This is a genomic window from Pseudorhodoferax sp. Leaf265, from assembly GCF_001422365.1.
Taxonomy (GTDB): Bacteria; Pseudomonadota; Gammaproteobacteria; order Burkholderiales; family Burkholderiaceae_C; genus Pseudorhodoferax.
Genome location: NZ_LMMT01000039.1, coordinates 516,247 through 534,769 on the forward strand (window position 1 = coordinate 516,247; position 18,523 = coordinate 534,769).

Consider the following 18,523-nt stretch of genomic DNA (forward strand, 5'->3'; position numbering starts at 1 on the left):
CGAGACGGACATGGCAGACACGGTTCTCAACGTCAGCGGCATCTCCAAGCGTTTCGGCGGCCTGCAGGCTCTCAGCGATGTGGGCATGAAGATCGAACGCGGCCAGGTGTACGGCCTGATCGGCCCCAACGGTGCCGGCAAGACCACCTTCTTCAACGTGATCACGGGGCTCTACACGCCCGACAGCGGCAGCTTCGAGCTGGCCGGCAAGCCCTACAAGCCGACCGCCGTGCACGAGGTCGCGCAGGCCGGCATCGCGCGCACCTTCCAGAACATCCGGCTGTTCGCCGAGATGACGGCGCTGGAGAACGTCATGGTGGGCCGCCATGTGCGCACGCGCTCGGGCCTGCTCGGCGCGATCTTCCGCACCGGCGGCTTCAAGAACGAGGAGCTGGCCATCGCCCAGCGCGCGCAGGAGTTGCTCGACTATGTGGGCATCGGCCGGCTGGCCGACTACAAGGCGCGCACGCTGAGCTACGGTGACCAGCGCCGCCTGGAGATCGCGCGCGCGCTGGCCACCGACCCGCAGCTGATCGCACTGGACGAGCCCGCTGCCGGCATGAACGCCACCGAAAAGGTGCAGCTGCGCGAGCTCATCGACCGCATCCGCAAGGACAACCGCACCATCCTGCTCATCGAGCACGACGTGAAGCTGGTGATGGGCCTGTGCGACCGTGTGACCGTGCTCGACTACGGCAAACTGATCGCGCAGGGCACGCCGGCCGAGGTGCAGAAGAACGAAAAGGTGATCGAGGCTTACCTCGGCACGGGAGCGCATTGAGATGACCGTCTTGTTGAAAGTCCAGGGGCTGCAGGTGGCCTACGGCGGCATCCAGGCCGTCAAGGGCATCGATTTCGAGGTGCGCGAAGGCGAACTGGTCTCGCTGATCGGCTCCAACGGCGCCGGCAAGACCACCACCATGAAGGCCATCACGGGCACCTTGCCTGCCAGCGGGGGCCAGATCGAGTACCTGGGCAAGCCGGTGCGCGGCCAGGGCGCCTGGGATCTCGTCAAGCAGGGCCTGGCCATGGTGCCGGAAGGTCGCGGCGTGTTCGCCCGCATGACCATCACCGAGAACCTGCAGATGGGCGCTTACACGCGCAACGACAAGGCCGAGATCGCCAAGGACATCGAGAAGATGTTCAGCATCTTCCCGCGCCTGCGCGAGCGCAAGGACCAGCTGGCCGGCACCATGTCGGGCGGCGAGCAGCAGATGCTGGCCATGGGCCGTGCGCTGATGAGCCGGCCCAAGGTGCTGCTGCTGGACGAGCCGTCCATGGGCCTGTCCCCCATCATGGTCGACAAGATCTTCGAGGTGGTGCGCGACGTGCACGCCCAGGGCGTGACCATCCTGCTGGTCGAGCAGAACGCCAGCCGCGCGCTGGCGATCGCCGACCGCGCCTACGTGATGGAGTCCGGCATCATCACCATGAACGGCGAAGGCAAGGCCATGCTCAGCGACCCCAAGGTGCGGGCGGCCTACCTGGGCGAGTGAGCGTGGCGGCAGGCGCCGCTACGCAATGTCCAGCTGGTGCATCCCGAACCGGCCGGCCTTGCGGTCGGCGAAGAACCACTGCAGCGTCTCGCGCACGGTCTTGAACGCGATCTCGTCCCAGGGAATCTCGTGTTCGTGGAACAGCCGCGCCTCGATGGTCTCGTGGCCGGGGTCGAAGCGGTCGTGCAGCAACTGGGCGCGGTAGAACATGTGGACCTGGCCCACACGCAGCACGTTGATGAGGCTGAACAGCTCGCCCATTTCGTAGGCCGCGCCGGCCTCTTCGTCGGTCTCGCGCGCGGCGCCCTGGGCCGTGGTCTCGCCCAGTTCCATGAAGCCAGCCGGCAGCGTCCACTTGCCCCAGCGCGGCTCGATGTTGCGCTTGCACAGCAGCACGCGCTCGTCCAGCACCGGCACCGTGCCGACCACGATCAGCGGATTCTCGTAGTGGATGGTCGCGCAGGCCGGGCAGACCGCCCGCTCCTTGGTGTCGCCGTCGTCCGGCACGCGGTAGACCACGGCGGTGCCGCAGTTGCGGCAGTGCTTGAGGGGGGGGCGAAAGCTCATGGCGGGGCAGTGTAATGAGGAGCGGCGGCGCATTCTTGCGCCACGCGCTCCGTGGGCGGCGTCAGCCGGTGATCCTGACCGTCAGGCCTTCCAGCCCGGCCACGCCGCCGACCAGCACATCGCCCGCCACCACGGCCGCCACGCCTTCGGGCGTGCCGCTGTAGATCAGGTCGCCGGGCTGCAGCGTCCAGGCGGCCGACAGGTGTTCGATGGTCTCGGCGATGTTCCAGATCAGCTTGGAGACGTCGCTGCGCTGGCGGTCCTGGCCGTTGACCTGCAGGAAGATCTCGGCCTGTTCGACATCGCCGGCCTGCGCGACCGGCGTGATCGGGCCGATGGGCGCGGACTGCTCGAAGCCCTTGCCGATGCACCAGGGCCGGCCCTGCTTCTTCATTTCGCCCTGGAGGTCGCGGCGCGTCATGTCCAGGCCCACGGCGTAGCCATAGATGTGCTTGTGTGCGTCGGCCGCCTTGATGTTGGTGCCGCCCGTGCCGATGGCCACCACGAGCTCGATCTCGTGGTGCAGGTCTTTCGTGAGAGTGGGGTAGGCGATGGCGCCGGTCTGGCCGGCGGGCACTGGCACCACGGCATCGAACGGCTTCATGAAGAAGAAGGGCGGCTCGCGGCCCGTGAAGCCCATTTCCTTGGCGTGCTCGGCGTAGTTGCGGCCCACACAGTAGACGCGGTGCACCGGAAAGGTGGCGGACTGGCCGACCACGGGCACGGCGACGGTGGGGGCGGGGGGGAAGACGAAGCTCATCGCAACCTTTCTGCTGGGAACTGCGGCCCGCACCCTGCGGGCCCTGTGATGCGCGGGGCAGTGTGCCACGGCTTTGGCGTGCGCGAGCGCGGCGCCGCGTCCGACAGCCGGTCGGCGCCATCGCGGCTGGCGGGCGCCGCAACGCACCGGTACAACTCGTAGCACATCGTCTACGGGCGGCGGCGGCGGGTGTGCAATGCTGCTGTGCGCTACAACAACAGGAGTCTTCCATGACCACGCACATGTCTTCTTCTTCCTCCACGACCACGGTGCGCGCCCCGTGTGCCGGCGTCGCCGCCGCCGTCATGCTCGCACTGGCCCTGGGCGGCTGCGCCAACATGAGCGAAACGCAAAAGGGCACCGCCGTCGGTGCTGGTGTGGGCGCGGGTGTCGGCGCCCTGGTCGGCCAGGGCCGCGGCGCGGCCATCGGTGCCGGCGTCGGTGCGCTGGGCGGCTACATCTGGTCTTCGCACATGCAGAAGAAGAAGGCCGAGATGGAACAGGCCACGGCCGGCACCGGTGTGGCCGTGACGCAGACGGCCGACAACCAGCTCAAGCTGGACATTCCGAGCGACATCTCGTTCGACACCGGCCGCGCCGACATCCGTCCGACGCTGCGCCCCATCCTCGACCAGTTCGCCAACGGCCTGCGTGACCAGCCCAACACCGAGGTGCGCATCATCGGCCACACCGATTCCACGGGCTCGGATGCCGTCAACGACCCGCTGTCGCTGCAGCGTGCCAACAGCGCGCGCGATTACCTCTCTGCGCGCGGCGTCGACGCGCGGCGCATCCTGACCGCCGGCCGTGGCTCCCGCGAACCGGTGGCCGAGAACAACACCGATGCCGGCCGCGCCAAGAACCGGCGTGTCGAGATCTTCCTGGCCGAACGCCAGGGCTGAGGCGGGATTCACCCTGCCCGCACGCGGGCGGGGCGGCTTGCCTAACATCGGAGGATGCCTTCTTCTTCCGATCCCGAGGCACCGCGCGGCCTGCCGCCCGGTGCCTTGCTTGCTTTGGGCCTCGCCGCCTTCGGCAGCGCCTTCGCCATGCGCCTGACCGATCCGCTGCTGCCGCGGCTGGCGCAGGAGTTTTCCGTCTCGCTGGCACAGGCCGCGCAGGTGGTCACCGTGTTCTCCATGGCCTACGGCCTGGCGCAGCTGCTGTTCGGCCCCCTGGGTGACCGCTTCGGCAAGTTCCGCGTCATTGGCTGGGCCGCCATGGCCTGTGCTCTGGCATCGGTCGCCAGCGCGCTGGCGCCGGGCCATGCGGAGCTGGTCGGCGCGCGCCTGGCGGGCGGCATCGCGGCGGCCGCGATCATCCCGCTGTCCATGGCCTTCATCGGCGACATGGTGGCCTATGCCGACCGCCAGCCCGTGCTCGCGCGCTTCCTGGTCGGGCAGATCCTGGGCATGTCCAGCGGCGTGGTCGTCGGCGGCCTGGCGGCCGACCACCTGGGCTGGCGCCTGCCGTTCTGGGGGCTGGCGGCCTGGTTCGTCGCCATTGCGCTGACCATGCAGCGCGTCGGCCGGCGTGTGCCGCGGCCCAGTGGCGCACCGGCTACCGGCAACCCCGTGCGCCGCATGGCCGGCGAGTTCGCCAAGGTGCTGTCCGTGCCCTGGGCACGCGTGGTGCTGGCCACCGTGTTCCTCGAGGGCGCGTGCATCTTCGGTGCCTTCGCCTTCATTGCCGTGCACCTGCACACGGTGTTCCACCTGCCGCTGGCCGCCGCGGGCGCGACACTGATGGCCTTCGGCGCGGGCGGCATCCTGTTCGCGTTCGGCGCACGGCCGCTGGTGGCGCGCATGGGCGAGACGCAGTTGGCGGCCTGGGGTGGTGCCATCGTCGCGCTGGCGTTGCTCGGCATGGCGTGGGCGCCCGCCTGGTGGTGGGCCGTGCCGGGCTGCCTCGCGGCCGGCCTGGGCTTCTACATGCTGCACAACACCTTGCAGACCAATGCCACGCAGATGGCGCCCGAGCGCCGTGGCGCCGCCGTATCCTCGTTCGCCTGCTGCTTCTTCCTGGGCCAGGCCATCGGCGTGTGGCTGGCCGGCCTGTCGGTGACCGAGCACGGCACGCGGCCGCTCATGGTGGTCGGGGCGCTGGGCACGCTGGTGGTCGGCGCAGCGTTCGGGCGCCTGCGGGCGCGCCATTCCGCCCGGGCGCTGGCCGCGGCCGCTTGAGCGCTGCGGATAATCGCCAGCCCGATCCCAGACGCCCGCCGCCATGAAGCTCTACAGCTACTTCCGATCCTCTGCCTCCTACCGCGTACGCATCGCGCTGGCGCTCAAGGGCATCCCGTACGCGTATATGCCGATCCATCTGGTCAAGGGCGAGCAGCGCGGCGATGCCTTCGCGGCCCTGTCGGCCGACCGCCTGGTGCCGGTGCTCGAGGTCGATGGCGTGGCGCTGTCGCAGTCCCTGGCCATCATCGAGTACCTCGAGGAGACGCACCCCGAGCCACGGCTGCTGCCCAGCGAGCCCCTGGCACGCGCCCAGGTGCGTGCGCTGGCGCAGACGATCGCCTGCGAGATCCACCCCGTCAACAACCTGCGCGTGCTCAAGTACTTGTCGCAGGAGCTGCGGGTCGACGACGCCGCCAAGACCGGCTGGTACCGGCATTGGTGTCGCAGCGGACTGGAGGCCGTGGAGCGCCAACTGGCACAGCTGCGCGCGGCCCATGGCCCGGCGGCCTTGTGCTTCGGCGACAGGCCCACGCTGGCCGACTGCTGTCTGGTGCCGCAGATCTTCAACGCGCAGCGCTTCTCGGTCGACCTGTCCGGCCTGCCGCTGACCATGGCCGCCTACGAGGCCGGCATGGCCTTGCCGGCCGTGCAGCGGGCCCAGCCCTCGGCCTGCCCGGACGCCGAGGGCTGATGGACCTGCTCTTGCCCGACTGGCCCGCGCCTGCCACCGTCCAGGCGCGGATGAGCCTGCGTGGCGGCGGCGTCTCGGCCCCGCCTTACGCCAGCCTGAACCTGGGCGACCACGTGGGCGACGAGGCTGCTGCCGTGCAGCGCAACCGTGCCCTGCTGGCCGAACGGCTGGGCGCCACGCCGGTGTTCATGCAGCAGGTCCATGGCACGGCCGTGGCGTGCCTGCCCAGCCCGCACGCCGTGCCCGTGGCCGATGCCTGCATGGGCCTTGTGCCCGGCCTGGCCTGCACCATCATGGTCGCGGACTGCCTGCCCGTGCTGTTCTGCGACACCCAGGGCCGCGCCGTCGCGGCCGCCCATGCCGGCTGGCGCGGCCTGGCCGCGGGCGTGCTCGAGAACACCGTGGCAAGCCTGCGCCGCGCCGTGCCGCAGGCGCAGTGGCTGGCCTGGCTCGGGCCTTGCATCGGCCCGACGGCCTTCGAGGTCGGCGACGAGGTGCGCGCCACGTTCGTGGCGCAGTCGGCGGCGGCAGCGGACTGCTTTCGTGCGCACACCGCGGGCAAGTGGCTGGCCGACCTGCCCGCGCTCGCGCGTCTGCGGCTGGCGGCACTGGAGTTGCACAGCATCCACGGCAACGACAGCAGCGCGCCGTGGTGCACCGTCGGCGATGCCTCACGGTTCTTTTCGCACCGGCGCGACCGCGTCAGCGGGCGCATGGCTGCCTGCATCTGGCTGGCCGGCTGAAACCTGGTGCAGGGCCTCCTGCTGCGCTGCAAACTCGGCCGCTTCGCGGGCCCGCAACATCTTGCGTCGGGCCGGCGCCAGCATCAGGTAAACCACCAGTGCCACCGGCAGCAGGCCGTAGAGTACAAAGGTCACCAGGGCACCGAGCAGCGTGCCCTGTGTACTGGTGGCCTCGGCCACTGCCATCATCAGCGCCACATACATCCAGGCGATCACGACCAGATACATAACGTAAAAAGAGTTGCTGCACCTCACAGGGTGCTGCTGTAATCAGGGTTTACCCCAGGCATTCTGGGGGCTGAGGGTCGAGGAGACGCAATGCATTCTCAAGCAGACTGGGCGCAAGCTGCCCAGCAGTTCCAGAGCCTGATGGGCGACATGCTCACCAAGGCCATGCAGCAAGCGGGGGGCACGCCGATGGGTGCGCCCGCAGCGACTGGCTTGCCGGCGCTGTCGTTCGCACCCGACAAGCTGCAGGAGTTGCAAAAGCAATACCTCAGCGAGGTCGGCGCCCTGTGGGGCCAGAACATGCAGAACTCGCTGCAGCGCGACAGGCGCTTCGCTGGCGAGGCCTGGACCGGCAACCCCGTGGCCGCCTTCTCGGCCGCCAGCTACCTGCTCAATGCACGCACGCTGATGGGCCTGGCCGACGCCGTGCAGGGCGACGAGAAAACGCGTGCACGCGTGCGCTTCGCGATCGAGCAGTGGATGGCCGCCTCGGCACCCAGCAACTTCATGGCGTTCAACGCCGACGCGCAGGCGCTGGCCCTGAAGACCAAGGGCGAGAGCATCGCCAAGGGCATGCAGAACCTGTTGCACGACATGCAGCAAGGCCATGTGTCGATGACCGACGAGAGCCTGTTCGAGGTCGGCCGCAATGTCGCCACCACCGAGGGCGCCGTGGTGTTCGAGAACGAGCTGTTCCAGCTGCTCGAATACAAGCCGCTGACGGCCAAGGTCTACGAGCGCCCCTTCCTGCTGGTGCCGCCCTGCATCAACAAGTTCTACATCCTCGACCTGCAGCCCGAGAACTCGCTGATCCGCTACGCGGTGGAGCAGGGCCACCGCACCTTCGTCGTGAGCTGGCGCAATCCCGACCAGTCGCTGGCGCACAAGACCTGGGACGACTACATCGAGGACGCCGCCATCCGCGCCATTGGCGTGGTGCAGGACATCACGGGCGCCAGGCAGATCAACGCGCTGGGCTTCTGCGTGGGGGGCACCATCCTGACCACCGCCGCGGCCGTGCTCGCTGCGCGCGGCGAGAAGCCCATCGCCGCGCTCACGCTGCTGACCACGCTGCTGGACTTCACCGACACCGGCATCCTGGACGTGTTCATCGACGAGAACATGGTCAAGTACCGCGAGCTGCAGATGGGCAAGGGTGGCCTGCTGCCCGGTGGCGACCTGGCCTCCACCTTCAGCTTTCTGCGGCCCAACGACCTCGTCTGGAACTACGTGGTGGGCAACTACCTCAAGGGCGAGACACCACCACCGTTCGACCTGCTCTATTGGAACAGCGACTCCACCAACCTGCCCGGCCCGTTCTACGCCTGGTACCTGCGCAACACCTACCTGGAGAACCTGCTGGTGCAGCCCGGCCGGGCCACGGTCTGCGGCGAGCAGATCGATTTCTCCAAGCTGCAGATGCCGGTCTACGTCTACGGTTCGCGCGAAGACCACATCGTGCCCATCGGCGGCGCCTACGCGTCCACCCAGCACCTGCCGGGCAAGAAGCGCTTCGTGATGGGTGCCTCGGGCCACATCGCCGGCGTGATCAACCCGCCAGCCAAGAAAAAGCGCAGCCACTGGATCGGCAGCGACACCCAGTTCCCCGCCGATGTGCAGGACTGGCTGGCCAGCGCCACCGAGCACCCGGGCAGCTGGTGGACCGACTGGTCCGGCTGGCTGGCCGGCCATGCCGGCCGCCAGGTCGCCGCACCGCGTGGCTACGGACGCGCACAATACAAGGCCATCGAGCCTGCGCCCGGCCGCTACGTCAAGGCCAAGGCCTGAACCCTTCTCGATTTCCCGCAACCCCCAGCATCGTTAGGAAGAGACACCATGGAAGACATCGTCATCGTTGCAGCCACCCGCACCGCCGTCGGCAAGTTCGGCGGCAGCCTGGCCAAGATCGCCGCCCCGGAACTGGGCGCCACCGTGGTCAAGGAACTGCTCGCGCGCGCCAAGCTCGACGCCGGCCAGGTCGGCGAAGTCATCATGGGCCAGGTGCTGGCTGCGGGCTCGGGCCAGAACCCGGCACGTCAGACCGTGGTCAAGAGCGGCCTGGACAAGTCCACCCCCGGCCTGACCATCAACGCCGTCTGCGGCTCGGGCCTCAAGGCCGTGATGCTGGCCGCCCAGGCCGTGGCCTGGGGCGACAGCGACATCGTGATCGCCGGCGGCCAGGAGAACATGAGCGCGGCCCCGCACGTGCTGCTGGGCTCGCGCGACGGCCAGCGCATGGGCGACTGGAAGATGACCGACTCCATGATCACCGACGGCCTGTGGGACGTCTACAACCAGTACCACATGGGCATCACGGCCGAGAACGTGGCCAAGCAGTACAGCATCAGCCGTGAAGCGCAGGACGCCTTCGCGCTGGCCAGCCAGCAAAAGGCCGCCGCCGCCCAGGAAGCCGGCAAGTTCAAGGACGAGATCGTGCCCGTCACGATCCCGCAGAAGAAGGGCGACCCGGTGGTGTTCGCCGCCGACGAGTTCATCAACAAGAAGACCACGGCCGAAGCCCTGGCCGGCCTGCGCCCGGCCTTCGACAAGGCCGGTGGCGTGACGGCCGGCAATGCCTCGGGCATCAACGACGGCGCCGCTGGCGTGGTCGTCATGACGGCCAAGAAGGCCGCCGCGCTGGGCCTGACCCCGCTGGGCCGCATCGCCAGCTTCGCCACCGTGGGCCTGGACCCGGCCATCATGGGCATGGGCCCGGCACCGGCCTCGCGCAAGGCCCTCGAGCGCGCCGGCTGGAAGGCCGCCGACCTGGACCTGCTGGAGATCAACGAGGCCTTCGCGGCCCAGGCCTGCGCCGTCAACAACGAGATGGGCTGGGACACCAGCAAGATCAACGTGAACGGTGGCGCCATCGCCATCGGCCACCCGATCGGCGCGTCCGGCTGCCGCATCCTGGTCACGCTGCTGCACGAAATGGGGCGGCGCAACGCCAAGAAGGGCATCGCTTCGCTGTGCATCGGCGGCGGCATGGGCGTGGCGCTGACCATCGAGCGCTGAGCGCCGCTGGCGCATTGCGAACACAGGTCCTGCGGGGCCTGTTTTTGTTTGGGGCGCCTGTGCGGCGTGCGGCATGGAAACTGCTTGACGTCTCGCGCCTGCCGCAGCGCCGTGGCGTCGAACGCACGAAGTGCAACGATCGTACCGGCGTCAGGCATCCGACCTTATATTGCTGCCGCACCGATCCCAACCCAGAGTTCATCCCAGGAGTTGCCCGATGAAACGCCGTTCCCTGATCGCGATCGCATCCCTGGCCGCCACGCTGCTGGCGCCCTTGTCGGCCCAGGCCCAGGCCAGCACCCTGCGCGTGGTGCCCCATGCGAACGTGACCATCCTCGATCCGATCTGGACCACGGCCTTCGTCACGCGCAACCACGGCTACATGGTCTACGACACCTTGTTCGGCACCGATGCGGCCGGCAAGGTCAAGCCGCAGATGGTGGACAAGTGGTCCATGTCCAAGGACAGCCTGACCTGGACCTTCACGCTGCGCGACGGCCTGGAGTTCCATGACGGCAAGCCCGTCACCAGCGAGGACGTGGTGGCCTCGCTCAAGCGCTGGGCCAGCCGCGACAGCTTCGGCGGCGTGCTCGCGCGCAGCGTGGACAGCTACGCCACGCCCGATGCCAAGACCTTCACCATCAATCTCAAGGCCCCGTTCGGCGTGATGCTGGAGGCGCTGGGCAAGCCCTCGTCCAACGTGCCCTTCATCATGCCGGCGCGCATCGCGGCCACGCCGGGCTCCGAGCAGATCAAGGAACACATCGGCTCGGGCCCGTTCAAGTTCGTCACTGCCGAGTACAAGCCCGGCGAGCGCCTGGTCTACGCCAAGAACGAGAAGTACAAGCCGCGCGCCGAAGCGCCCGACGGCACGGCCGGCGGCAAGCCGGTGTTCATCGACCGCGTCGAATGGGTCGTCATCCGCGATCCGCAGACGCAATTCAATGCGCTGCTGGCCGGCGAGGTCGACATCATCGAGCAGCCCACCTTCGAGCAGTACGCCTCGCTCAAGGCCGCCAAGGACGTCAAGCTGGTCGATGCCCAGCCCGACGGCCTGCAGTACATCCTGCGCTTCAACCACCTGCACCCGCCGTTCGACAACGTGAAGATCCGCCAGGCCGCCATGGTGGCACTGGGCCAGGAAGCCTTCCTCAAGACCCAGGTCGGCGCGCCCGGCATGTACCGCTTCTGCAAGAGCATGTTCCCGTGCGGCACGCCGTTCGCAAGCGACGCCACCGGCCCCTTGTTCACGGGGGCGGCGAACCCCAAGAAGGCACAGGAGATGCTCAAGGAAGCCGGCTACAACGGCACGCCGGTGCTGCTGATGCGCCCGACCGACCTGGCCTCCATCAGCAAGCTGCCGCTGGTGGCCAAGCAGCAGCTGGAAGCCGCCGGCTTCAAGGTCGACCTGCAGCAGATGGACTGGGCCACGCTGGTGGCGCGCCGCGCCAAGAAGGACGCGCCCTCGGCCGGCGGCTGGAACGCGTTCCTGACGGCCTGGACCGCTGGCGACATCCTGAACCCGCTGACCATGGCCATGATGAACGCGGCCGGCGACAAGGGCTGGTTCGGCTGGCAGGACGACCCGCAGATCGAGGAGCTCAAGGTCAAGTTTGCGCAGGCCGGCACCGATGCCGACAAGAAGAAGCTGGCCGAGCAGCTGCAGCTGCGCGCCTTCGAGACCGCCACCCACGTGCCGCTGGGCCAGTACAACAACCCGGCCGCCGTGCGCAGCAACGTGAGCGGCATCGTGCCCGGCGGCGCCCAGGTCTACTGGAACATCAAGAAGAACTGACGACAGGCCCGCATGCTGCGCTTTCTTGCCCAGCGGCTCGCGGCCGTCGTGCCGGTGCTGCTGGTGGTGGCGGTCATCGTGTTCCTGATCCTGCGGCTCACGCCGGGCGACCCGGCCGCCGTGATCGCCGGCAACAACGCCACCAACGAGGACATCGACCGCATCCGCGCGCAGCTCGGCCTGTCCAGGCCGCTGCTGGCGCAGTTCTGGATCTGGTTCTCCGGTGTGCTGCAGGGCGACCTGGGCTACTCGTTCTACCTGAACAAGCCGGTCACCGAACTGATCGCCCAACGCATCGAGCCCACGCTCTCGCTGGCGGCCGGCACTTTGCTGCTGTCGGTGCTGCTGGCCGTGCCGCTGGGCACGCTGGCGGCCTGGCGCATGGGCGGCTGGCTGGACCGCATGCTGTCGGGCTTCTCGGTCGCGGGCTTCTCGATCCCCGTGTTCGTCGTCGGCTACGTGCTGATCTACGTGTTCGCGATCGAGCTGCAATGGTTGCCCGTGCAGGGCTACCGCCGGCTGTTCGGCCCCTCGTCACAAGGTGTCGGGCCCTGGGCCTACCAGCTCGTGCTGCCATGGGTCACGCTGTCCACCATCTATGTCGCGCTGATCGCGCGCATCACGCGGGCCAGCGTGTCCGAGGCGCTGACGGAGGACTACATCCGCACCGCGCGCGCCAAGGGCCTGCGCGAGAGCGCCGTGCTGATGCGCCATGCGCTGGCCAACGCGGCCGTGCCCATCGCCACCGTGATCGGCATCGGCGTGGCGCTGCTCATCGGCGGCGTGGTCGTGACCGAGACGGTCTATGCGATCCCGGGCCTGGGCTCGCTGACGGTGGACGCGGTGCTGAACCGCGACTTCCCGGTGATCCAGGGCGTGGTGCTGTTCTTCAGCGTGCTGTACGTGTTGGTCAACCTGCTGGTCGACCTCAGCTATCTCGCGCTCGACCCCAGGATCCGCTACTGATGTTTGCACGACTCTGGCGCAACAGCGCATTCCGTTTCGGCATCCTCGTGCTGCTGGCCCTGCTGGCCGTGGCCATCGCGGCGCCGCTGCTGGGCACGGTCGACCCGGCGGCCATGGACTCGGCCCACATCAACACCTTGCGCGGCACGCGCGGCGAGTTCGCGCTGCTGGACGGCAGCACGGTGGCGCACACCTTCTGGATGGGCGCCGACAACTTCGGCCGCGACATCTACAGCCGCGTGCTCTACGGCACGCGCACCTCGCTGCTGGTGGCAGCCTTCACGGCGCTGGTGGCAGTCGGCCTGGGCGCGCTGCTGGGCATGCTGGCCGGCTACTTCCGTGCGGTGGACATGCTGCTCATGCGCGTGATGGACGGGATGATGGCGATCCCGGCCATCCTGCTGGCCATCGCGCTGGTGGCCGCGCTCGGCGCGCAGCTGTGGACGGTGGTGATCGCCATCGCCATCCCCGAGGTGCCGCGCGTCACGCGGCTCGTGCGCGCACTGGTGCTCACACTGCGCGAGGAGCCCTTCGTCGAGGCGGCGCGCGCGCTGGCCACGCCCACGCCCACCATCCTGGCGCGGCACATCCTGCCCAACGCGCTGGCGCCGCTGATCGTGCAGGGCACCTTCATCGCAGCCTCGGCTGTGCTGACCGAAGCTATCCTCTCCTTCCTGGGCCTGGGCCTGCCGGCCGACATCCCGACCTGGGGCAACATCATGGCCGAGGGCCGCGTGCAGTTCACCCAATACCCCGGCAACGTGCTGTTTCCCGCGCTGTTCCTGGTGCCCACCGTGCTGGCCATCAACCTGCTCGGCGACGGCTTGCGCGACGTGCTCGATCCCAAGTTCGCCAAGCGATGAACCCCGTCCTGCAGATCGAACACCTCAGCGTGGCCCTGCCGGCCGGCGCCGACCGCCGCCACGCCATCGAGGACGTGAGCCTGTCCATCCTGCCCGGCCGCACGCTGTGCGTGGTGGGTGAGTCGGGCTCGGGCAAATCGGTCATGGCGACCACCGTGATGGGCCTGCTGCCCAAGGAGCTCCGGCCCAGCGCCGGCCAGGTCCGGCTGCAGGGCGAGTCGCTGCTCGACGCCTCGGCCCTGCGCCTGCGCCAGCTGCGCGGCAAGGCCATGGGCATGGTGTTCCAGGAGCCGATGACGGCGCTGAACCCCGTCATGCGCTGCGGCGACCAGGTCGACGAACTGCTGCGCGCGCACACCGACTGGCCCGCCGCCCAGCGCCAGCAGGAGGTGCTGCGCATTTTCGACCGCGTGCGCCTGCCGGAGCCGGCGCGCATGGTGCGCAGCTACCCGCACCAGCTGTCGGGCGGGCAGCGCCAGCGCATCGTGATCGCGATGGCCATGATCTTGAAGCCCGCGCTGCTGATCTGCGACGAGCCCACCACGGCGCTGGACGTGACCACGCAGAAGGAGATCCTGCGCCTCATCGCCGACCTGCAGGCCGCGCAAGGCCTGTCCAGTGCGGTGCTGTTCATCACGCACGACATGGGCGTGGTGGCCGAAATCGCCGACGAGGTGCTGGTCATGCACCAGGGCCGCTGCGTCGAGTACGGCCCGGCCGACGCCGTGCTGCGCGCGCCCCAGGCCGACTACACGCGCATGCTGCTCGATGCCGTGCCCAGCATGACGCCGCCGCCCGCGCGGCCCGAGCCCACGGGCCCCGCGCTGCTGGCCGCCGACAAGCTGGACAAGACCTACCAGAGCCGCAACTGGGTGGGCCAGCGCCGCGACACCCACGCGCTGCGCGAGGCCGCGCTGGCCGTGCGCGCGGGCGAGACCGTGGGCATCGTGGGCGAATCGGGCTCGGGCAAGTCCACGCTGGCGCGCTGCATGATCCGCCTGATCGATCCCAGCGCCGGCAGCATCCGCTGGGGCGACGCCGAGGTGGCGCAGTTGCCCGAGTCACGGCTGCGCCCGCTGCGGGGCGGCGTGCAGGTGGTGTTCCAGGACCCCAACCGCTCGCTGAACCCGCGCCGCAAGGTCGGCGACTCCATCGTCGAGGGCGCCATGAACCTGGGGCTGGCGCGCGCCGCCGCGCTGGCGCTGGCCGAAGACCTCATGGACAAGGTGCGCCTGCCGCGCGAAGGCCTGCAGCGCTACCCCAGCCAGTTCTCGGGCGGCCAGCGCCAGCGCATCGCGATCGCGCGGGCACTGGCCTGCAAGCCGGCCGTGCTGGTGGCCGACGAGGCCGTCAGCGCGCTCGACGTGAGCGTGCAGGCGCAGATCCTCGCGCTGCTGCAGGGCATCCGCGACGAGCTCGGCCTGGGCCTGTTGTTCATCACGCACGACCTGCGCGTGGCCGCCCAGCTGTGCGACCGCGTCATCGTCATGCACCAGGGCCGCATCGTCGAGCAGGGCGCCACGGCGGCCCTGTACGCCGATCCGCGCCACGATTACACCCGCACCCTGCTGCAGGCCGCACCCGCCGGGCTCCGGTGAGCGCGCGGCCGGCGGTGGCAACCATCCACACCCCATGAAGATCCTCGTCGCCGGCTACCAGCACGAAACCAACACCTTTGCGCCGACCCTGGCCGATTGGGCCGCCTTCAACCGCGGCGACACCTTCCCGGCCTACGTGCACGGCCAGGCCATGCTGGACCAGTTGCGCGGCGTGAACATCCCCATCGGCGGCTTCATCGACGCGGCGGCCACGCGCGGCTGGCAGCTGGTGCCGAGTTGCTGGGCCGGTGCGATCCCCTCGTCGTTCGTGACCGAGGACGCGTTCGAGCGCATCGCCGGCAGCATCGAAGCCGACGTGCGGCGCGGCGGTTTCGACGCCGTCTACCTCGACCTGCACGGCGCGGCCGTGGCCGAGCACGCGGCCGACAGCGAGGGCGAGTTGCTGGGCCGCATCCGCGCCATCGTCGGCCCCGGCCTGCCCATCGTCGCCAGCCTGGACCTGCATGCCAACGTCACGCGGCGCATGCTGCGCGAGGCCGATGCGCTGGTGGCCTACCGCAGCTACCCGCATGTGGACATGGCGGCCACGGGCGAGCTGGCGGCGGAACTGCTGGCGCGGCGCGTGCACGCCGGCCGCCGCGAACCCGTGCAGGCCCAGCGCCTGCCCTTCCTGATCCCGCTGAACGCGCAGAGCACCTGGATGGAGCCGGCCAAGGGCCTGTACGAGGCGCTGCTGGCCATCGACCGGCGGCACGGCACGGTCAGCAGCTTCTGCATGGGCTTTCCGGCGGCCGATTTCGACGAATGCGCGCCCATGGTCTGGAGCCATGGCGCCGCCGCCGAAGCCGCCGCGGCCGAACTGTTCGCGCTGGTGGCCCAGCCCGCCCAGTGGCAGCCCGACTATCTGGACGCGCCCGACGCCGTGGCCCAGGCGCTGGCCCTCGCGGCCGACACCGACCGCCCGGTGGTGCTGGCCGACACGCAGGACAACCCAGGCGCGGGCGGCGACAGCAACACCACCGGACTGCTGCATGCGTTGCTGCAGCAGGGTGCCGGCCGGCGCTACCCCGGCCGCGTGGTGCTGGGCCTGCTGTTCGACGAGACCGCCGCCGCGCGCGCCCATGCGGCAGGCCAGGGCGCCACGCTGGAGCTGGCCCTGGGCACGGCCGTGCCCACTTTCACGGGCCGGCCCAGCGACCCGCCCGTGCAGGGCCGCTACACCGTGCGCGCGCTGGCCGACGGCCGCGTCACGCTCAAGGGTCCGATGATGACCGGCGTGGCACTCACGCTGGGCCCATGCGCACTGCTGGAGACCGATGGCGTGCTGGTCGCCGTGGTCAGCGGCAAGATGCAGCTGATGGACCGCGAACTGCTGCGCATGCTGGGCGTGCAGGCCGAGGCCATGAAGATCATCGTGGTCAAGAGCTCCAACCACTTCCGCGCCGACTTCACGCCCATCGCCAGCCGCATCCTGGTGGCCAAGGCCGCCGGCCCGATGGCGGCCGACCCGGCCGACCTGCCCTGGAAGCAGCTGGGCGCCGGCATCCGCACGCGGCCCTGACGGCACGCCGTGCGGCAGCCGCTCCGCGCGCCGACGCGGGCTAGGGATGCTGCGGCAGCGCGCGCAGCTTGTCGGGATTGCGGATGGCGTAGACCGTGTGGATCTTCTCGCCATCGGTGACGAAGGCCTGGGCCGATTCGAGCCGGCCGTCGACATAGCGCAGCAGGCCAGGCTCGCCATTGACGGTGGCGATGCGGTAGACCACGGCGTCCGGCGCGCGCCGGAAGGTCGCGAAGAACAGGTTGGCGATGCGGAACGCGCCCTGCAGCACCTTGCCGAAGGAGGGCACCTTGCCGCCGCCGTCGCCGATCAGTTCGGCGTTCTCGGCCAGCAGCGCCTGCAACGCATCGCGCGCGCCACTGCGCGCGGCCGTGACGAAGCGCTGCAGCACGCGCAGGTGCGCCTCGCGCGGCACGGCAAAGCGCGGCTGCTCGCGCTGCACGCGCTCGATGGCGCGGTGCACGAGCTGGCGGCAGGCCGCCTCGCTCTTGTCCAGCAGCTTGGCGATGTCGGCGTAGTCCTGGTCGAACATCTCGCGCAGCAGGTAGGCCGCGCGTTCCTCCGGCGCCAGCCGCTCCAGCACCCACATCATGGCCACCGAGAGTTCGCCGGCCTGCTCGGCCAAGGCTTCGGGCGTGCGTTCGTCGAGTTCCACCAGCGGCTCGGGCAGCCAGAAGCCCACGTAGGCCTCGCGCTCGGTCTTGGCCGCGCGCAGCCGGTCGAGCGCAAGCCGTGTGACCGTCGTCACCAGCCAGGCCTCGGCCGATTGCACGGCCGCCTGGTCGCTGCCGTGCCAGCGCAGCCAGGCGTCCTGCACCACGTCCTCGGCGTCGGCGCGCGTGCCCAGCATGCGGTAGGCGATGGAGAACAGCCTGGGGCGCGCAGCGGTGAAGGGGTCGGGAACAAGCGTCTGCATCAATCCTCGTCGCGGTGGGTTTCCGCGATGGTACGGAAGTCTTCCGCCACGACCAGGAAGGCATCGACCACGTCCGGGTCGAAGTGCTTGCCGCGCCCTTCGTGCAGGATGCGCACCGCCTCCGCATGCGGCAACGCGGGCTTGTAGACGCGTTTGCTGATCAGCGCGTCGTAGACATCGGCCAGCGCCATGAGCCGCGCCGACAGCGGGATCGCTTCGCCGGCCAGCGCCTGCGGGTAGCCCGAGCCGTCCCACTTCTCCTGGTGCGACAGCGCGATCTCCTTGGCCAGCGACAGGAAGTCCACCTTCATGCCAAGGCGCTGCTCGNGCCTGCGGGTAGCCCGAGCCGTCCCACTTCTCCTGGTGCGACAGCGCGATCTCCTTGGCCAGCGACAGGAAGTCCACCTTCATGCCAAGGCGCTGCTCGGCCTCCGAGATCGCGGCATGGCCCAGCGTGGTGTGGGTCTTCATGACCTCGAACTCGTCCGGCGTGAGCTTGCCCGGCTTGAGCAGAATCTCATCGGGAATACCGACCTTGCCGATGTCGTGCAGCGGCGCGGATTTGTACAGCAGCTCGATCGTGCGCTCGGTGAGGTAGCCGGAGAAGCGCGGGTGCGTCTTCAACTGCTCGGCCAGCCGGCGCACATAGAGCTGGGTGCGCCGGATGTGCGCACCGGTCTCGTTGTCGCGCGTCTCCGCGAGCGAGGCCATGGCCATGATGGTCACATCCTGGATCGCCTGCACCTCGGCCGTGCGCTTGGCCACCTCGGCCTGCAGGTAGGCGCTCTTGTCGCGCAGGAAGTCGGCGTGCGCCTTCAGCGTCAGGTGCGCATGCACGCGCGCCAGCACGATGGGCGGGCTGATGGGTTTGGTGATGTAGTCGGCCGCGCCGAGCTCCAGCCCGCGCGTCTCGTCCTCCACCTCCGAGCGCGCGGTCAAAAAGATCACCGGAATGTCGCGCGTGCGCGGCTCGGCCTTGAGCCGGGCGCAGACCTCGTAGCCGTCGATGTCCGGCATCATGATGTCCAGCAGGATCAGGTCCGGCGGCGGGTCGGAGTTGGCGATGCGCAGGCCGCGCTCGCCGTGGTTGGCCACCTTGACCTTGTACAGGTCCTTGAGCAGCGCGCTCATGAGCGAGAGGTTGTCCGGCGTGTCGTCCACCACCAGCACGGTGGGC

At 69.4% G+C, this 18,523-nt stretch carries 17 protein-coding genes and 2 pseudogenes; 13 read left to right on the top strand and 6 right to left on the bottom strand.

From position 1 onward, the window contains the following. Positions 1 to 10: 10 nt before the first annotated feature. Positions 11 to 781, top strand: coding sequence for an ABC transporter ATP-binding protein (locus ASF45_RS31335; protein WP_056672790.1), 771 nt, complete (start codon positions 11 to 13; stop codon positions 779 to 781). A gap of 1 nt (position 782) precedes the next feature. Then, complete coding sequence (locus ASF45_RS31340; protein ID WP_056672791.1) at positions 783 to 1,496, top strand: ABC transporter ATP-binding protein; 714 nt, start codon at positions 783 to 785, stop codon at positions 1,494 to 1,496. An 18-nt stretch (positions 1,497 to 1,514) separates the two neighbouring features. Here the strand turns inward: ASF45_RS31340 and ASF45_RS31345 are convergent, their stop codons facing one another. Both ASF45_RS31345 and ASF45_RS31350 read right to left on the bottom strand, forming a co-directional pair. After that, positions 1,515 to 2,063: an NUDIX hydrolase gene (locus ASF45_RS31345; RefSeq protein ID WP_056672792.1), complete on the bottom strand. Its 549-nt coding sequence runs from the start codon at positions 2,061 to 2,063 to the stop codon at positions 1,515 to 1,517. Between the two features lie 61 nt (positions 2,064 to 2,124). Next, positions 2,125 to 2,823, bottom strand: coding sequence for a fumarylacetoacetate hydrolase family protein (locus ASF45_RS31350; protein WP_056672793.1), 699 nt, complete (start codon positions 2,821 to 2,823; stop codon positions 2,125 to 2,127). A gap of 230 nt (positions 2,824 to 3,053) precedes the next feature. Here ASF45_RS31350 and ASF45_RS31355 point away from each other — a divergent pair, with 230 nt between their 5' ends. From ASF45_RS31355 to pgeF, 4 genes are read left to right on the top strand one after another with little or no spacing between them, the layout of a single operon-like run. Then, a complete protein-coding gene (locus ASF45_RS31355) occupies positions 3,054 to 3,725 on the top strand; it encodes an OmpA family protein (protein ID WP_369802195.1) in 672 nt (223 codons plus the stop codon). 54 nt (positions 3,726 to 3,779) lie between these two features. Next, positions 3,780 to 5,006 carry an MFS transporter gene (locus ASF45_RS31360; protein WP_056672794.1) on the top strand — a complete coding sequence of 409 codons (1,227 nt, stop codon included), beginning with the start codon at positions 3,780 to 3,782 and terminating at the stop codon, positions 5,004 to 5,006. Positions 5,007 to 5,049: 43 nt separating this feature from the next. Further along, positions 5,050 to 5,700 (top strand): maleylacetoacetate isomerase, encoded by a 651-nt coding sequence (gene maiA / locus ASF45_RS31365; RefSeq protein WP_056672795.1) that lies wholly within the window; start codon positions 5,050 to 5,052, stop codon positions 5,698 to 5,700. After that, positions 5,700 to 6,443, top strand: a complete 744-nt coding sequence (gene pgeF / locus ASF45_RS31370) for a peptidoglycan editing factor PgeF (protein WP_056672796.1) — start codon at positions 5,700 to 5,702, stop codon at positions 6,441 to 6,443. The genes maiA and pgeF overlap by 1 nt, the downstream gene beginning before the upstream one ends. On the opposite strand, the gene ASF45_RS31375 is transcribed toward pgeF, so the two are convergent. Then, positions 6,372 to 6,671, bottom strand: coding sequence for a hypothetical protein (locus tag ASF45_RS31375; RefSeq protein ID WP_056672797.1), 300 nt, complete (start codon positions 6,669 to 6,671; stop codon positions 6,372 to 6,374). The two genes, pgeF and ASF45_RS31375, sit on opposite strands and share 72 nt — an antisense overlap. A 90-nt stretch (positions 6,672 to 6,761) precedes the next feature. Here ASF45_RS31375 and phaC point away from each other — a divergent pair, with 90 nt between their 5' ends. The 7 genes from phaC to ASF45_RS31410 all read left to right on the top strand — a co-directional run bounded on the left by phaC (position 6,762) and on the right by ASF45_RS31410 (position 16,430). Beyond that, positions 6,762 to 8,459, top strand: coding sequence for a class I poly(R)-hydroxyalkanoic acid synthase (gene phaC / locus ASF45_RS31380; RefSeq protein WP_056672798.1), 1,698 nt, complete (start codon positions 6,762 to 6,764; stop codon positions 8,457 to 8,459). A gap of 48 nt (positions 8,460 to 8,507) precedes the next feature. Further along, a complete protein-coding gene (locus tag ASF45_RS31385; protein WP_056672799.1) occupies positions 8,508 to 9,686 on the top strand; it encodes an acetyl-CoA C-acetyltransferase in 1,179 nt (392 codons plus the stop codon). A gap of 217 nt (positions 9,687 to 9,903) precedes the next feature. Further along, on the top strand, positions 9,904 to 11,481 hold the full coding sequence (locus ASF45_RS31390) for an ABC transporter substrate-binding protein (RefSeq protein ID WP_056672800.1): 1,578 nt from the start codon (positions 9,904 to 9,906) through the stop codon (positions 11,479 to 11,481). Between the two features lie 12 nt (positions 11,482 to 11,493). Then, positions 11,494 to 12,447 carry an ABC transporter permease gene (locus ASF45_RS31395; RefSeq protein WP_056672801.1) on the top strand — a complete coding sequence of 318 codons (954 nt, stop codon included), beginning with the start codon at positions 11,494 to 11,496 and terminating at the stop codon, positions 12,445 to 12,447. After that, complete coding sequence (locus ASF45_RS31400) at positions 12,447 to 13,310, top strand: ABC transporter permease (RefSeq protein WP_056672804.1); 864 nt, start codon at positions 12,447 to 12,449, stop codon at positions 13,308 to 13,310. Before ASF45_RS31395 ends, ASF45_RS31400 begins: the two co-directional genes overlap by 1 nt. Further along, positions 13,307 to 14,908: an ABC transporter ATP-binding protein gene (locus tag ASF45_RS31405; protein WP_056672807.1), complete on the top strand. Its 1,602-nt coding sequence runs from the start codon at positions 13,307 to 13,309 to the stop codon at positions 14,906 to 14,908. The genes ASF45_RS31400 and ASF45_RS31405 overlap by 4 nt, the downstream gene beginning before the upstream one ends. A gap of 34 nt (positions 14,909 to 14,942) precedes the next feature. Then, positions 14,943 to 16,430 (top strand): M81 family metallopeptidase, encoded by a 1,488-nt coding sequence (locus tag ASF45_RS31410; protein WP_056672808.1) that lies wholly within the window; start codon positions 14,943 to 14,945, stop codon positions 16,428 to 16,430. A 40-nt stretch (positions 16,431 to 16,470) separates the two neighbouring features. Here the strand turns inward: ASF45_RS31410 and ASF45_RS31415 are convergent, their stop codons facing one another. The 3 genes and pseudogenes from ASF45_RS31415 to ASF45_RS31420 all read right to left on the bottom strand — a co-directional run. Next, a complete protein-coding gene (locus tag ASF45_RS31415; protein ID WP_056672809.1) occupies positions 16,471 to 17,346 on the bottom strand; it encodes an RNA polymerase sigma-70 factor in 876 nt (291 codons plus the stop codon). Beyond that, positions 17,346 to 17,577 (bottom strand): annotated as a pseudogene (locus tag ASF45_RS36720) (HD-GYP domain-containing protein); the annotation flags it as partial. The pseudogene ASF45_RS36720 and the gene ASF45_RS31415, both read right to left, overlap by 1 nt. A gap of 97 nt (positions 17,578 to 17,674) precedes the next feature. Then, positions 17,675 to 18,516: pseudogene (locus tag ASF45_RS31420) on the bottom strand (two-component system response regulator); the annotation flags it as partial. Positions 18,517 to 18,523: the final 7 nt, after the last annotated feature.

What these genes read in the sequence shown, in the direction of transcription:
- ASF45_RS31345 (WP_056672792.1), bottom strand. Translation starts at nt 2,063, where the DNA reads ATGAGCTTTCGCCCCCCCCTCAAGCACTGCCGCAACTGCGGCACCGCC.
- ASF45_RS31375 (WP_056672797.1), bottom strand. Translation starts at nt 6,671, where the DNA reads ATGTATCTGGTCGTGATCGCCTGGATGTATGTGGCGCTGATGATGGCA.
- ASF45_RS31415 (WP_056672809.1), bottom strand. Translation starts at nt 17,346, where the DNA reads ATGCAGACGCTTGTTCCCGACCCCTTCACCGCTGCGCGCCCCAGGCTG.
- ASF45_RS31350 (WP_056672793.1), bottom strand. Translation starts at nt 2,823, where the DNA reads ATGAGCTTCGTCTTCCCCCCCGCCCCCACCGTCGCCGTGCCCGTGGTC.
- ASF45_RS31395 (WP_056672801.1), top strand. Translation starts at nt 11,494, where the DNA reads ATGCTGCGCTTTCTTGCCCAGCGGCTCGCGGCCGTCGTGCCGGTGCTG.
- ASF45_RS31355 (WP_369802195.1), top strand. Translation starts at nt 3,054, where the DNA reads ATGACCACGCACATGTCTTCTTCTTCCTCCACGACCACGGTGCGCGCC.
- ASF45_RS31385 (WP_056672799.1), top strand. Translation starts at nt 8,508, where the DNA reads ATGGAAGACATCGTCATCGTTGCAGCCACCCGCACCGCCGTCGGCAAG.
- pgeF (WP_056672796.1), top strand. Translation starts at nt 5,700, where the DNA reads ATGGACCTGCTCTTGCCCGACTGGCCCGCGCCTGCCACCGTCCAGGCG.
- ASF45_RS31400 (WP_056672804.1), top strand. Translation starts at nt 12,447, where the DNA reads ATGTTTGCACGACTCTGGCGCAACAGCGCATTCCGTTTCGGCATCCTC.
- phaC (WP_056672798.1), top strand. Translation starts at nt 6,762, where the DNA reads ATGCATTCTCAAGCAGACTGGGCGCAAGCTGCCCAGCAGTTCCAGAGC.
- ASF45_RS31410 (WP_056672808.1), top strand. Translation starts at nt 14,943, where the DNA reads ATGAAGATCCTCGTCGCCGGCTACCAGCACGAAACCAACACCTTTGCG.
- ASF45_RS31360 (WP_056672794.1), top strand. Translation starts at nt 3,780, where the DNA reads ATGCCTTCTTCTTCCGATCCCGAGGCACCGCGCGGCCTGCCGCCCGGT.
- ASF45_RS31335 (WP_056672790.1), top strand. Translation starts at nt 11, where the DNA reads ATGGCAGACACGGTTCTCAACGTCAGCGGCATCTCCAAGCGTTTCGGC.
- maiA (WP_056672795.1), top strand. Translation starts at nt 5,050, where the DNA reads ATGAAGCTCTACAGCTACTTCCGATCCTCTGCCTCCTACCGCGTACGC.
- ASF45_RS31390 (WP_056672800.1), top strand. Translation starts at nt 9,904, where the DNA reads ATGAAACGCCGTTCCCTGATCGCGATCGCATCCCTGGCCGCCACGCTG.
- ASF45_RS31340 (WP_056672791.1), top strand. Translation starts at nt 783, where the DNA reads ATGACCGTCTTGTTGAAAGTCCAGGGGCTGCAGGTGGCCTACGGCGGC.
- ASF45_RS31405 (WP_056672807.1), top strand. Translation starts at nt 13,307, where the DNA reads ATGAACCCCGTCCTGCAGATCGAACACCTCAGCGTGGCCCTGCCGGCC.